This window comes from Actinomadura sp. NPDC048021, assembly GCF_040653135.1.
Lineage (GTDB): Bacteria > Actinomycetota > Actinomycetes > Streptosporangiales > Streptosporangiaceae > Spirillospora > Spirillospora verrucosospora.
In genome coordinates this window covers 134,223-147,819 of the sequence record NZ_JBEZJQ010000008.1, presented here as the reverse complement: position 1 = coordinate 147,819, position 13,597 = coordinate 134,223, and the positions used below count along the sequence as shown (strand labels likewise).

The 13,597-nt window shown below is 74.4% G+C and carries 10 protein-coding genes; 7 read left to right on the top strand and 3 right to left on the bottom strand.

The window, feature by feature from the left end; genetic code table 11:
- Positions 1-158: 158 nt before the first annotated feature.
- Positions 159-3,407 carry a glycoside hydrolase family 97 catalytic domain-containing protein gene (locus AB0C87_RS15555; RefSeq protein ID WP_360578043.1) on the top strand — a complete coding sequence of 1,083 codons (3,249 nt, stop codon included), beginning with the start codon at positions 159-161 and terminating at the stop codon, positions 3,405-3,407.
- Between the two features lie 90 nt (positions 3,408-3,497).
- Here the strand turns inward: AB0C87_RS15555 and AB0C87_RS15550 are convergent, their stop codons facing one another.
- From AB0C87_RS15550 to AB0C87_RS15540, 3 genes are all read right to left on the bottom strand, one after another.
- Entirely contained in the window at positions 3,498-3,887 is a 390-nt protein-coding gene (locus tag AB0C87_RS15550; RefSeq protein ID WP_353834822.1) for a DUF1232 domain-containing protein, read from the bottom strand.
- A 90-nt stretch (positions 3,888-3,977) separates the two neighbouring features.
- Entirely contained in the window at positions 3,978-4,490 is a 513-nt protein-coding gene (locus AB0C87_RS15545; protein ID WP_353834823.1) for a hypothetical protein, read from the bottom strand.
- Positions 4,491-4,653: 163 nt separating this feature from the next.
- Positions 4,654-5,010 (bottom strand): TraR/DksA C4-type zinc finger protein, encoded by a 357-nt coding sequence (locus AB0C87_RS15540; RefSeq protein WP_345173699.1) that lies wholly within the window; start codon positions 5,008-5,010, stop codon positions 4,654-4,656.
- Positions 5,011-5,447: 437 nt separating this feature from the next.
- On the opposite strand from AB0C87_RS15540, the gene AB0C87_RS15535 reads away from it, so the two are divergent.
- From AB0C87_RS15535 to AB0C87_RS15510, 6 genes are read left to right on the top strand one after another with little or no spacing between them, the layout of a single operon-like run.
- Positions 5,448-6,554, top strand: a complete 1,107-nt coding sequence (locus AB0C87_RS15535; RefSeq protein WP_345173701.1) for a hypothetical protein — start codon at positions 5,448-5,450, stop codon at positions 6,552-6,554.
- 2 nt (positions 6,555-6,556) lie between these two features.
- Positions 6,557-7,912 carry a hypothetical protein gene (locus AB0C87_RS15530; RefSeq protein WP_360578040.1) on the top strand — a complete coding sequence of 452 codons (1,356 nt, stop codon included), beginning with the start codon at positions 6,557-6,559 and terminating at the stop codon, positions 7,910-7,912.
- A complete protein-coding gene (locus AB0C87_RS15525) occupies positions 7,909-10,617 on the top strand; it encodes a hypothetical protein (RefSeq protein ID WP_345173705.1) in 2,709 nt (902 codons plus the stop codon). The genes AB0C87_RS15530 and AB0C87_RS15525 overlap by 4 nt, the downstream gene beginning before the upstream one ends.
- Entirely contained in the window at positions 10,617-11,753 is a 1,137-nt protein-coding gene (locus AB0C87_RS15520) for a hypothetical protein (RefSeq protein WP_345173707.1), read from the top strand. The genes AB0C87_RS15525 and AB0C87_RS15520 overlap by 1 nt, the downstream gene beginning before the upstream one ends.
- Positions 11,750-12,334 (top strand): hypothetical protein, encoded by a 585-nt coding sequence (locus AB0C87_RS15515; RefSeq protein WP_353834827.1) that lies wholly within the window; start codon positions 11,750-11,752, stop codon positions 12,332-12,334. The genes AB0C87_RS15520 and AB0C87_RS15515 overlap by 4 nt, the downstream gene beginning before the upstream one ends.
- A gap of 21 nt (positions 12,335-12,355) precedes the next feature.
- Positions 12,356-13,597, top strand: coding sequence for a hypothetical protein (locus AB0C87_RS15510; protein ID WP_360578038.1), 1,242 nt, complete (start codon positions 12,356-12,358; stop codon positions 13,595-13,597).

Below are 13,597 nucleotides of genomic sequence, written 5' to 3'. Positions count from 1 at the left end.
CTGAATATTCTAATTAACGCGCATTAAGAGTGTTGACCATAGAGTTTCGCCCAACTTACGATCACCGGACCGTTTGTGGAGCGTTCCCATCGCCTCCACCACCCCCCAGGGAGACGCAAATGGACCGTGCAGGCGCGAAGAGGCGAAGAAGACGGGGGGTGTCGCTCGTCATGGCGGCCCTCCTCCTCCCCGGAGGGATCGCGGTGGCCCCGGCCCGGGCCGGCGAGCCCTCCCCCTCGGGCGGACTCGCCGAGGCCGCCGGGGAGGACGCCCAGGTCGTCCGGTCCCCCGACGGGGATCTGCGGGTGGCGATCGCCGCCGACGACGGGCGGCTCACCTACAGCGTGAAGGAGCGCGGCAAGGTCCTGGTCGGCGCGTCCGGGCTCGGCATGGATCTCGCGGGACGGCCCAGCCTCACGCGGGACATGTCCATCCGGTCGGTCGAACGGCGCACGATCGACGAGACGTGGAAGCCCGTCTGGGGGACGTCCAGCAAGGTCAGGAACCACGCGAACGAGCTGACCGTCCACGCGGTGCAGGCCGGGACCGGCTTCGAGCTCGACCTGGTGTTCCGGGTCTTCGACGACGGGGTCGGATTCCGCTACCACTTCCCGGGACAGCCCGGCCTCGACGCCTACACCGTCACCGCGGAGCGGACGGAGTTCGCCTTCGAGCCCGGCGCGAGGAGCTGGTCGATCGCCGCGGGCACCAACTGGACCGCCGACGAGAAGCACTACCGCGACCTGCCCCTGTCCAGCGTCCCCACCGCGCAGACGCCCATCACCGCCTCGCCCGCCGCCGACTCCTACGTGGTGGTGCACGAGGCCGACCTGACCGACTACCCCAGCATGACCCTGAAGGCGGTGCCGGGACGGCCCGGCGCGTTCTCCAGCGACCTGATCAGCCTCCCCGACGGCACGAAGGCCAGGCTGAACGGCGAGTTCTCCACGCCCTGGCGCACCCTGACCGTGGGCGAGCGGCCCGGCGACCTCGGCGAGTCCCACCTGATCGAGAACCTCAACGACCCCTGCGCGGTCTGCGGCGACACGTCCTGGATCAAGCCCGCGACGTACGTCGGCGTCTGGTGGGAGCTGCAGCGGCGGGCCACCACCTGGAACGCCGGGCCGAACCACGGCGCGACCACCGCGCGGGTCAAGCAGTACATCGACCTGGCCAAGCAGGCGGGCGCCGGGTTCGTGCTGGCCGAGGGCTGGAACACCGGCTCCGGCGGCTCGTGGTCGGGCCAGGACTTCCTGACCCCGCAGCCCGACCTCGACCTCCCCGAGGTGCTGCGGTACGCCAAGGCCAACGGCGTCGGGTTCATCGCGCACAACGAGACCCGGGGCGACGTCGACTACTACGACCGGAACCTGGAGAAGATCTTCTCCAGGTACGAGGCCCTCGGCATCCACTCGATCAAGACCGGCTACGCCACGAAGTACCTGCTCGGCGGCGTCAACCGCAGCCACTACGACCAGGAGGCCGTCCGGCACTACCAGCGGGTGGTGGACGCGGCGGCCCGGCACCGCATCACCGTCGACGCCCACGAGGCGATCAAGCCCACCGGCCTCGCGCGCACCTACCCGAACATGATGACGGGCGAGGGCGTCGCGGGCATGGAGCAGCACAACTACATGGGCGCGGCCGGCAACCCGCCCGCCCAGGCCACGATCCTGCCGTTCACCCGCTTCATGGGAGGGCCCGCCGACTACACGCCCGGCGTCCTCAACGTCACCTGGGACCCGGCCCGCCTCGGGACCCGCGTCCAGACCACCTCGGCCGCGCAGCTCGCCCTGTATCCGACGTTCTTCAGCCCAATGCAGATGCTCGCGGACACCCCGGAGAACTACGCCGCCCACCCCGGGTTCGCCTTCCTGAAGGACATGCCGGCCACGTGGGACGAGACCCGCGTCCTGGACAGCGCGATCGGGGACTACACCACGACCGCCCGGCGGAGCGGCCGGACCTGGTACCTCGGAGCGATCACCGACGAGAACGACCGGACCCTCCAGGTGCCGCTGTCGTTCCTGCCGGCCGGCACGTTCGTCGCGGAGACGTACGCCGACGCGCAGGAGACCACCTGGAAGGGCGACCCGCTGCCCGTCGAGATCCGCAGGACGCTGGTCAGGTCCTCCACCCGGCTGTCGATGTCGCTCGTCGGCGGCGGCGGCCAGGCGGTCAGGCTCAGGCCCGCCACCGCCGGCGACCTCCGCGACCTCTCCCCGTACGCCGCGCCCCGCGCGGACTACGGCTCCGTGGAAGCCTCCCTGGACCAGGGCACTCAGCGGCTCACCGTGAAGGCCCCGCTCACCAACGAGGGCAGCACCGTGGCCGAGTTCCAGGCCCGGGTCTTCCTCGACGGCCGCGCCGCCGGCGAGGCCCAGCGCGTCCGGGTGGCGGGCGGCGGAACCCGGACCGTCGAGTGGACGCTGCCCGCCTCCGAGGTGCCCGACGGGGACTTCGGGGTCGCGGTGGGAACGTCCGGCCCCGATTCCGGCAGGCCGGTCCGCGTGGAGCAGCCGGGCTCGCTGCTCGGACTCGTCCAGGACCTGCGGCGGTCCGGCAAGATGACGCCGTCGGCGGCGGCCGACCTCCAGCCCGCGATCGTCAAGGGTGAGGCCCTGCTCCGCCGCGGCGACGCGACCGGCCGTCTCCTGGCGCTGCAGGGCGTGCGGCTCGCCCTCTACGGGTTCTCCCTCGACGACGTGAGCGCGGAGGCCCGCACCGCGATCGACGGCCGCCTCACGGCCCGGCTCGGCGCACCGGAGGGGCTCCTCTTCCTCGCGCGCAAGGTGCGGGTGGCGACCGACGAGGGGGCCGTCGACCCGGCCCTGTCCGGCAGGCTCGCCGCCGAGGTCAGGACCGCGGTGAACGCCGTGGCCGCACGCGACACGGCGGGGATGAAGGAGGCCCTCGACCGGTTCGACGCCCTGGTGGAGGCCGCGCAGATCACTCCGGACGTCGCGGCCGGCCTGCTCGCCACGAGCCGGGCGCTCGCCGCCGAACCGCGCACGATCGAGGCGGAGTCCGCGCAGCTCGTGAGCGGCGCGTGCCGGCGCACCGACCACACCGGCTACACCGGCACCGGCTTCGTGGCCTGCCTGAAGACCAAGGACAGCGGCGTGCGGTTCGACGCCCCGGTCACCGCCGAGGGCCTCTACACGGTCCGCCTCCGCTACGCCAACGGCATGGGCTCGACGCGGACCATGACGCTCGCCGGCGGGACGCGGTCCGTCCAGCTCCAGCTCCCCGACCTGGGGTCCTGGGACGCGTGGTCGGAGCACCGGGCCGGCCTCCACCTCGCCCCGTCCGCGCCGCTGACCTTCGTCTACGGACCGAACGACAACGGCAACGTCAACCTCGACTCGGTCACCATCGAACCCGAGCTGGGGGTCGTCCAGCGATAACCGGCGTCCCCCCACACCCGGCGGCGCGGGCCGGCGGTGCCCGAAGAGTCCCAGCCGAGACTCCGGACGGCACCGCCGGCCCGCGCCGCGTCAGGGGACGCGGCGGCGCGTGCGGGATCGTCGCGTGTACTCCTGGCCGAGGGCGAAGAGCAGCCAGGTGAGGGCGGTGGCGTCGTCGACGATTCCGAACGGCAGGAAGACGTCCGGGATCAGGTCGACCGGCGAGACGATGTAGACCACCGCGATCACCATCGCGACGATCTTGCCGGTCGAGGTCCGGTAGTAGGCCTGCGCGGCCGCGCCGGGCGACCCGACACGGCGCCGGACGCGCAGCCGCAGGATGCCCGCGACCAGCAGGACCGCGCCGACGGCCATGACGGCGGCCCCCGCCACGGTGAGGTCGACACCGCCGAGCTCACCGTCCGCGGTGAGAGCCGGGACGGCGCCCGCGACGACGAGAAGAAGCCCGAGCCAGACCATGCGCACCTCCGGGGGGACGTGTCCTCCGGTATTGCCGTCTCAGACGCGTTCACTCGGAGGTCGGCGGAACGGTGCGCGCCCCGGGGCCGATCAGTTGAAGCAGTCCTGGTTCTTCAGGCTCAGCGCCATCATGGTGACGTGCCCGCGCTCCGCCTCGAACTGGTACAGCGCCCGGTGGTTGCGGGGCGCGGTGACGTCCCAGAAGCCGTGGACGTCGCGACGGACGCCCGGATAGGCGCGCCTGAGCTCGGGGAGCGTGGAGCCGACGTGGACGCCGCGCGGAGTGCGGGCGCCGCGGGGCGGCTGGATCATCGCGACCCCGTACTTCTTGGAGACGTAGACCGACAGGTCGTCGCGGCCTGTGGGGTGGCCCTTCAGGTCGAAGCCGTCGCACCACCGTCCGGTGGACTTGCGGACCAGCATCCCGGTGCGAATCGCGGCCCGCTCGGAACTGCCGATCACCAGAGCACCGTAACCCTGGGAAGTGAGCTGGACGGGTTCGGCGGCGAGCTTGGTCACCGTCCCGGCCATGGCTGGGGCGATGGTGAAGGCGAGGCTGAGGGCGGCGGTCGTGCCGGCGAGGGCCATGGTGGAGAGGCGCATGAGCTTTTCCTGTTCCCGAGTGTTTCCTGGGACGTCGCGGTCGCCTCTCTCCTTCCCGCACGGTGCTCACTTCAATACGGAGCGTGACCAAACCTGCTGTGCCGGAAGGTCAGTGCTGCGTAGCCGCCGGGCCAGTCGACGGAGGAGGAGACGCGCAGGACGTTCAGGCGCAGGAGATGCAAAGTGCCGCGGCGGGCCGGGCCGCGAGCCGTCCGGCGCCGATCGGGCGGCCGCAGGACGTGCAGACGCCGTAGGTTCCCGCCGCGAGCCGGTCCAGAGCGCGGTCGAGGTCGTCGAGACGGCCCCGCGCCGCCGCGAGCAGCGCCTCCACGTGGGCTCGCTCGAACCCGAGGGTCGCGCCCTCGGGATCGTGCTCGTCGTCCACGGCCGACAGCCGGGCCGACTCCACGATGCCCTCGCGGTCGCGGTCGAGCGCGCGGACGGCGGCCAGCGTGCGCTCGCGCTCGGCCTCCAGCACCTCGCGCGTCCGCGCCGCTTCCGCATCCGTCCTGTCGCTCATCACCAGAAGAACCCCCCGGCCGGAGTCCGCATTCCCCGTCAAGCCGGCGCGGCTGCCGAGTCGCCGGTGAGCGGCATTTTCTTAGCACGTTGTCCATTGTGTTTTGCACACTCCCAGAAATCCGTCCATGTCCGGTCGCGTCGTCAGGGGCGGCGGGACGGGGGCGGAGGCCGAGCGGCCTCGTGCACAGCGCCGGACGGCCCGGCGGCGCCGTGGCGGCGGGGCCGTGCCCGCCTCACCCCTGCCGACCTCGGCCGAAAAAAGGCGGCAACCTTCCCCCAACTCCGTGCGTCACACCTAGCGGATCCTTAGCACCACTTATTCGTCACAACGTGAATATGACCCGAGGGGGCGCTATCTACACGGAACAGGCTGGAGCGCCAGCGGAAGAGACATTCACCCTCCAAAAGTCATCTTTCGGGCAATCCGGTCGGGTCATGGTCACTTTCGTGCAGGGCGGGCTGCGGCACGAGGACGCGCTCCTCAGCCACCGCTACGGCCGCGCCGACGACCGCGACGTCCTGCTCAAGACGGCCCTCACGCCCACCGGCGCGAAGTTGCTGCGCCGCGAGGCCGAGGTCTACGACCGGATCGGCGGGCGGCAGGCGTCCGCCGGGCGGATGATCGGCTTCCGGGCGGCGCAGAGCCCCGTGTGCCTGATGGTCACCCGCCGCGGCGTGCCCGTCTCCCGGTGCGACCCGGCGCCCCGGCTCGACGACGTGCAGCTCGGCCGGGCGGCGCGCGACCTGTTCGGCGCGCTCGCGTTCCTCGCCGACCTCGGCTTCGCGCACCGGGCCGTCTCGGCGGACACGGTGTTCTGGGACGGCCGGCGCGTCGAGCTGCACGGCTTCGGGCACGTGGAACCGCTCGGCCCGCCCGAGGCGCTCGCCGGATCCGCGCTCGGCACGCCGACGGGGCTGCCGGCCGGCGACGTCCCGGACGTCCAGGCCGCCGCCCACCTGCTGCTGCGGCTCGCCATCGGCTCGCCCGGCGGCGGCACGCCCGCGGCCCTCGTCGCCGAGCTCGCCGAGGTCGACGCCGACCTCGCGCAGGTGCTCGAACCGGCCTTCCACGCCACCGGCGGCCATGCCGTCTCCCCCGGCGAGATCAGGGACCGGCTGTGGCGGAGCCGCCCGAAACCGCCGCCGCCCGGGCACGTCCCGGAGGACCGGCGCGATCCGGCGGCTCCGCCCCGGCGCCCGTCCCCTGGCCAGGCGCCCCCTCACGCGACTCCGCAGGCGTCCCCCCAGGCGGTGCTGCCCGAGACCAGGCCGCGTTCGGCCGTCCGCGACCTGCGGCACGCCGCGGAGGAGAGCGGGCGGGCCGAGTTCCGCGAGCTGCGCCGCCGGCAGCGCGAGTTCCGCCGGAGCCGCCGGACCGCGGCCGAGCCGCCGCGGGCGCGGGTGCAGGCGAGCCCCGTCGCGCCGTCCGGAACGGCCCCGGACGGGACGCCCCCCGGCGGCGCGGGCGTCCTGCTGCTCCTCCTCGTCCTCGGGGTCCTCGCCGTGGCCCTGATCGTCACTGCCGTCCTGCTCGTGAGGTGACCGTGAGCGACCCCGAACCCCCCAGGCCCAAGCTTCCGCCGAAGCTCGACGGCCCGGCCTACCCGCTGCCCGCCGCGAACCCGGATCTGGACCTGGACCCGGTCACGGCCCCGGGCCTGGACGCCCGGCCGAGCGGCGCCGCGCCCGGCGACGCGCCCGCCGGCGCCGCGGCGGCCGGCGGCACCGCGGCCGACGACACCCCCTACGACACGCCCGAGGCGGGGACGAGCCGGGACACCGGCGCGGAGTCCCCGCACCGGCCCCGGGTGCCCGGCCCGCCGGACGGCCCCGACCGCACCATGGTGTGCCCGTACTGCCTGAGCGAGTTCGACTGGAACAGCGCGCCGCTCGTCGACCGCACCGTGGACGGCGAGGAGATCGCGCTGACCCGGGAGTCCGGCGAGAGCGACGTCCGCTGGCGCACCCGGACGATGCACGCCTGGCGGGTCTGCGAGGCCACCGGCAAGGACCACTTCGTGCCCGCGTCGCTCGGCGGCATGACCGTCCTGATCGTCGGGATGGTCGGCACGTCCGGGTCGGGCAAGTCGCACCTGCTCGCGGCGATGACCGAGGAGCTCGACCAGTCCGCGCTGAAGATCTCGCACCGGCTGGACGTGCTGCCGCTCGACCCGCGGCTGCAGCGGGAGCTGTTCGCCAGGAACCGCTTCGACCTGCTGCGCGACCGCAGGCCCCTGCCGGTCACCCGCCGGGCGCTGAGCCCGGAGTTCACCTGCGCCTACCGCATCACCAGCGGGCACACCGGCCGGCAGTACGCGCTGCTGATCTTCGATGTGCCGGGTGAGATCTTCAGCCAGGGCCACACCCGCGACGACACCCCGTTCATGAGCATCGCGGACGGGCTGATCTTCGTGGCGGACGGCACGGAGCTGGACGTCCGGCACGGACGGCACACCGGCGACCCGGGGTTCACCGCGGTGCTCAGCCACATCGACCACGTCCGCGCCGGGCGGGGCGGGGAGTTCCTGCCGCTGCCCGCCGCGCTGGTGATCGCCAAGTCGGACACGCTGCGCGCGTTCAAGGAGGTCGACCGGTGGCTCGACCGCCGGGACGACCTCGAACTCGGCACGGTCGAGGAGGAGTCCGAGGACGCCTACGCGCTGCTGCGCTCGCGCGGCGCGGGGTCGTGGCTCGTCCCGGTCCAGAAGTGCGAGGACGCGACCCTGCACTTCGCGTCGGCGACCGGCGTCGGCGTCGACATGGAGAGCGGCGAGTACCCCGAGCAGTCGTTCCGGCGGCAGCGGGTGCTGCGGCCGCTGCTGTCGCTGCTGGCGATGAAGGGCGTGCTGCCGCGCGAGGTGCTCGGCGCGCCCGCGGACCGGGAGGGCGTGGCGTCATGACGACCGGTCCCCTTCCCCCGTCCGGCCGCGTCGACCAGATCGTCTTCGCCTGGTCGGACCGGCTGCTGGCCGGCGGCCGCGGTCTCGGGCCGGTCGCGACGTCGCTCGGCGCCGACGGGCTGCGCGTCTGGAACGAGCGGCTGGCCGGCGGCGACGTCGCCGTCGGGCAGTGGCTGTCCGGCGCGGCCGAGTGCGCGGCGCTCGGCGCGCTGCGGTTCGGCCGGCAGGGCGAGCACGGCGCCGCGCTGCGGCTGGTGCCGGCCCGCGACCCGAACGGCCGTCCCTCCCAGCTCGTGCACGCGCTCGTCGGCCCGGCGTCGGTGGTGGACGCGGCGCTGGTGCTCGGCCTGCACCGCTGGCCGGACTGGAGCACGCCGGAGCGCCTCGGCGCGACGCCCCCGGACCTGGAGGCGCTCGACGCGACCGCGCTGTGGGCGCACGCCCGGGCCGGGCTGGACGAGCCGTCGGCGCGCCGCGACGCGCTGGCCGGCCTGCTCGCCGGGGTGCTCTCCGCGCCGTGCGACTCGTACCTGGCCGAGATCTCCCCCGACGACGTCGGCCTGGTCGCCGGGCTCGTGCGCCGGCTCGACGGGATCGCCGGGACGGCTCCGCTGACGATGCTGCTGGGCGCCCAGGTCACCCGTCCCGAACTGCGGCCCCGGCTGCTGGCCGTCGGCCTGCCGGACGCCAGGAACGGGCGGACGCCGCTGACGACCAAGGGCGGCGCCGACCCCGGCATCGCGCGGGTGGCCGGGCTTCTCGCCGACCTGCCGCCGACGTCGCTGACCCGGCCGCGCGCTCCGCTGACGTCCACCGCGGCCCTCGCGGACTGGGTGGAGGCGGAGCACCAGCGGGCCACCGGCGTCCTCGACCTCGTCGACCGGGCGATCGCGGGCACGCTGGACGAGCCCGCGCGCCGCTACCTCAACGGCCCGGACGGGCAGGAGCGGCTGCGCGCCGACCTGCGCAACGCCGGCATGGCGCAGCTCACCGACCGGCTGCTGCGCTGGACGGAGGCGAAGCCGACCGGGCTGTCCGAGGCCGCCCGGACGCTGCGGCAGATCGCCGCCGAACGGTACCTGGCCGACGCCGGCGAGGACCACGACACCGCCGAACGGCTGCTCCAGGCCGCCCGCCGGATGGGCCTCACCGCGGCGGAGGCGAGGCGCGTCCTCGCGAACTGGTACGCCGGACTGCCGAAGGCCACCTCGGCGGACCAGTACAGCGCCGTGTACTTCGCGATCGGCGCGGGCCTCGACCCCGCGTCCGACGACACCTTCGCGCGGCTCCTCTCCGGCATGAAGGCGGTCACCCTGCTGGACTGGAGCAGGGTGCTGGCGCCGAGCGACCACGTCAAGGCCGCTCCGCACTTCATGCGCGCCGCGTACCGGCAGTGGAGCCGCGGCGACCGGCGCGGCGACGAGGACGTCCGCGCGCTGATGCGCGAGACCGAGATGTTCCACGAGACGATCCACGCCATCGTCTCGGGCTGCGGCCTGCGCACGGAGGACGAGGTCGAGCTGTACCGGACCGTCCTGCACCTGGCGTACGGCGACCCCGTCACGGACCTGGCCCCGGTGCTCGGCGCGCTTCCCGCCGACGCGGAGGCGACGGAGTTCCGGCCGTGGGCGGCGCTCGCCGACGTGCTCGGAGGCGACCGCGCCCACGTCTTCCAGCTGACCGCGCAGGCACGCCGCCGGAAGGCCCCGCCGCCGGTGCTCGAGGAGATGCTGGGCGTCCTGTCCGGCACCGACCTGATCCAGGGGCTGGCCGAGCAGCCCGGGCAGCCGGGCCTCCTCGAACCCGTGTGCCAGGTGGTGGCCAAGCGCAGCCCCACGCCCGCCGAGAAGCGCGCGGCCTGCGACGCGGCGCTGGCCAGGCGGTTCCTCGCCGACCTGGTGGAGAAGGCGTGGCCCGACGAGCCCGACCTGCGGTTCAAGGCGTACACCCTCCTGCTCCGGGCCGTCTACAAGGCCGGTGACCGCTCGAAGGGCGGCGGGCTCACGCCCGCGGAGGTGGACGAGCTGGTGCGGGCCGGCGGCACGGCGCCGTTCCTGCTGACCGTGGTCGCCCACGCGGCGCAGGACGCGGTCGTGCCCGCCCTGCTGCACGCGGCCCGCGGGCAGGCGGCCGACCTCGGCCTCTCGTCCGACATCACCGCGTACACGCTGCGGGGGCCGCACCGGGCCGCCGAGACGCGGACCGCGAGGAGGACGTCCGCCCCGCCGGCGCCCGCCGGCGGGCCGCAGGCGGGGCACGCGCAGCACCCGCACCCGACGCGGCCGGTCGGGGACGGCCCGGCCCGCACCGCGCCCCCGCTCCCCGAGCCGCCGATCCCGCCGCAGCACTTCTCGTTCGACCCGCCGCCCGCGCCCCCGGACCATTTCGCGTCCGGCCCGGAGCAGGAGGCGCCGTACGACGACCGGCACCCGATCGTCGCCTGGATCGCCGACCGCACCGTCCAGGAGTGGGCGATCGCGGTGGCCGGCCTCGGGATCGTCGTCCTGCTCTGCCTCCTGCTGTTCGGCGGCTCGGACGAGACCCCGCCGCCGCGGCCGGCCGCCCCGACCGTGACCGTCACCGTCGCGCCGTCCGCCGCCCCGACGGCCGCCCGGACGACCGGCCCCGAGAAGCCGTCCGGCGAGGGCGGGACGCCGTCCGGCGACGGCCGGTCCCCGCAACCGACGACAGAAAAGACCCCCTGATGGCGCCTGGAGCGACGATCAGCCCCACCGAACCCCTCACCTCCGACGACATCCTGAGCGGCATCAGCGCGCGGTTCCACCGGTACGCCGACCGGGCGCTGCGGGACTCCCCCGGGGAGGCCGCCAGCGGCCCGGCCCTGCTGAAGCGCCTCGCCGACGACCTCGACCCGGCGGGCGGGCCGCCGCCGACCGGCGTCGACCTCGTCGCCGCCTACCCGGCGGACGCGCTGCTGCCCGACCCGGCGCCGCGCCGGTGGCTGGAGACCACGCTGTTCTGGGGCCGGTTCTTCCAGAACGTGCTCGTCTTCGCGCCGATCGTCGTCACCTGGTGGAAGCTGCACGACGCCCTGAACGCCTACGGGCGGGCCCACAGCGAGGGCTCGTTCCTGCTCGGCTGGCAGGCCGGCTCGTTCGACCCCGACCACATCCGGCGCGGCGTCCAGGACTTCGCGCCGCTGTCGGAGACCGCGTGGTGGGTCGTCCTCACCGTCCTCGTCGTCATCGCGTTCACCGCCCTCGTGACCACCTGCGAGAACCTCCTCGACCGTCCGCGCTACGAGGCCGAGCGCGTGCAGATCGCGCAGGACGTCGCGCTCGCCTCGCACCTGCTGTCCGGCTCCCGGGACGGCCAGGTCACCTACCGGGACCTGCAGTCCCTGGTGCAGCGGATGGAGACCAGCGTGGGCGGGCTCATCGGCCGCCTCGCGGGCACCGCCGAGGACGTCCGCGCGGCCCTGGAGGGCAGCACGGGCAAGCGGATCGAGGACGCCGTCCAGACCTGGATCGACAAGGCCGAGTCGCTGGAACGGGCGATCGCGGCCATGCAGGCCCCCGCCGAGACGCTGGAGCGCTTCCGGAAGCTGCAGGACGACATCGCGGCCGGGCAGCGCGAGCTGCGCGCCGAACTGGCCGCCATGGTGACGCAGGTGGAGCGGGCGACGCTCGCGACCACCGACCACGCCGAGGCCGCACAGCACTACCAGGACGCCGGCAACGCGGTGCTCGCCGACGCGGTCGCCCGCCTCTCCGCCGGCACCGACCGGCTGTCGAAGGCGCTCGAACAGCTGGAGTACCTCGTCGACGACACCCGCGAGTTCGTCGCCTACGTGCGGCACGACGGCGGTGCGCACCGGTGACGGGGCCCGCGCGGGGGCGCGCGTCCCGGCGGGGACGGCGGACCTCCCGGTTCGGCGCGGTGCACCTCGCCGGCTGGCTGTTCGCCGACCTGATGCTCGTGCTGTTCCTCGTCGCCATGGCGGTGCAGCCCCGCGCGGAGCTCACCACCGGCCTGCCGGAGCAGAAGAAGCCGCGGCCGTCCGGGCCGCGCGTCCTCGGCCAGGACTTCTGCGACTTCCTGATCCCGGTGCAGGCCGAAGGGCTCCTGTCCGGCTCCGGCGGGGCCCGCGCCGACCTGCTGAAGAAGGTCGACGAGGCGCTGCGCGGCGAGCACCCGTCCTGGCTGTACGGCGACGAGATGCGGCGCGAGGACGCCCGCCGCGCCTGCCTCCGGCAGCTCGAACAGAAGCTCCAGGTCGGCTTCTTCCTGGCCTACGGGGCGCGGAACGACACCGGCAGCGGAGTCGCCCTCGGCAAGAACGCCGCCAAGGCCGTCAGGTCCGGCAACCCCCGGTTCCGCGAGGCGATCTACCGGGCCGCGTGGACGGGCGGGGAGGGCGACGGCTCCGTCCAGCTCGTCGTCTTCTTCTACCAGAACTGATCGACACAGGGACGTGACGGGGTGACCACCGAAATCGCACTGCTCGAAACGCCGTCCGGCGGGGGGCGCGCGGAGTTCGCGCTGACCCTCGACCAGGGGAGCCGCGTCGGCGCCCGCTACAAGAGCCACTACGGCACGGTCCGGCCCGCCGGCGGCGGCGCCGAGGTCGAGTGCGTCTACAAGGTCGCCACCGGCGCCATGGGGAAGCGCGTGCTCAGCAACGAGGTGGCCGTCTGGGGCGGCCTCCGCATGGAGGACGTGCGCGCCGACCAGTTCGGGACGCTGCTCGGCTTCGACGTCGACTCCCCCGACGCCCCGGCCCGGCTGGTGCAGACGCGGCGCGGCCGTCCGCTCGCCGGGACGTCTCCCCTTCCCTCCGAGCGGCTGCGGCGGCCGGCCCACGACCTGTTCACCGCGCTCCGGGTGCTCGCGGACAACGCCTACGCGCTGGGCGAGCTGTCCCCCGGGATGCTCCTGTGGGACGGCAGGGGGCTGCAGATCGCCGACCTGGGCAACGCGGTCGGCCAGCCGGACGACCTGCGGGCGGCGCGGGACGTGCGCGCGGCGGCCGGGCTGCTGTTCTGGCTCGCGTCGGGCGAGGAGTCGTCGTTCGGGCCGGACGGCGCGGGGCCCGCCGACGAGGGCGAGCTGCGCTGGCTGATCCGGCACCACCCCGACCTCGGCATGGTGCTCCGGCCCGTCTTCGACGAGGAGGTCCCGACGGCCGCGGAGGTGCTGGCCCGCATGGAGGGATGGCCGCCCTCCGGCGACACGACGGAGCGGGACGTGCCCGCCGGGCACGACTCCCCCACCGAGCAGGACGCCCCCGAGGACGACGACACGCGGACTGTGGAGATCCACCCCGGCGCCCGTCCCGCGCGGCCCGGGCAGACGAGGCGCACCGCGCAGGCCGGGCCGCCGGAGCGGGCCGAACCGAAGCCGCCGCCTCCGCCGGCGCCCCCGGCGACGGACGCCGGCGCGCGCGCCATCGAGAACTACCGGAGGGAGAAGCAGTGGCTGGGCCAGCGGAGGAACGGCGCGCCCGCGCACGCGTCCAGCGGGTCGGCGCCGTCCTTCCATCGGGCACCTGGCACGGGACCGGGAACCGGACGGCCGGGCGCGCCTCCGGGGGTCGGCGTCCCCTCGCTGCCCCGCGACTTCCCGTTCCGCGTCGGCGACGACGGCAGGCGCAGACCGCACCCCCTGCTGGTGTGGCCCGTGGTGTTCGTCCTGGTCGTCCTAATTCTCCTGGTGGTGTTGTGA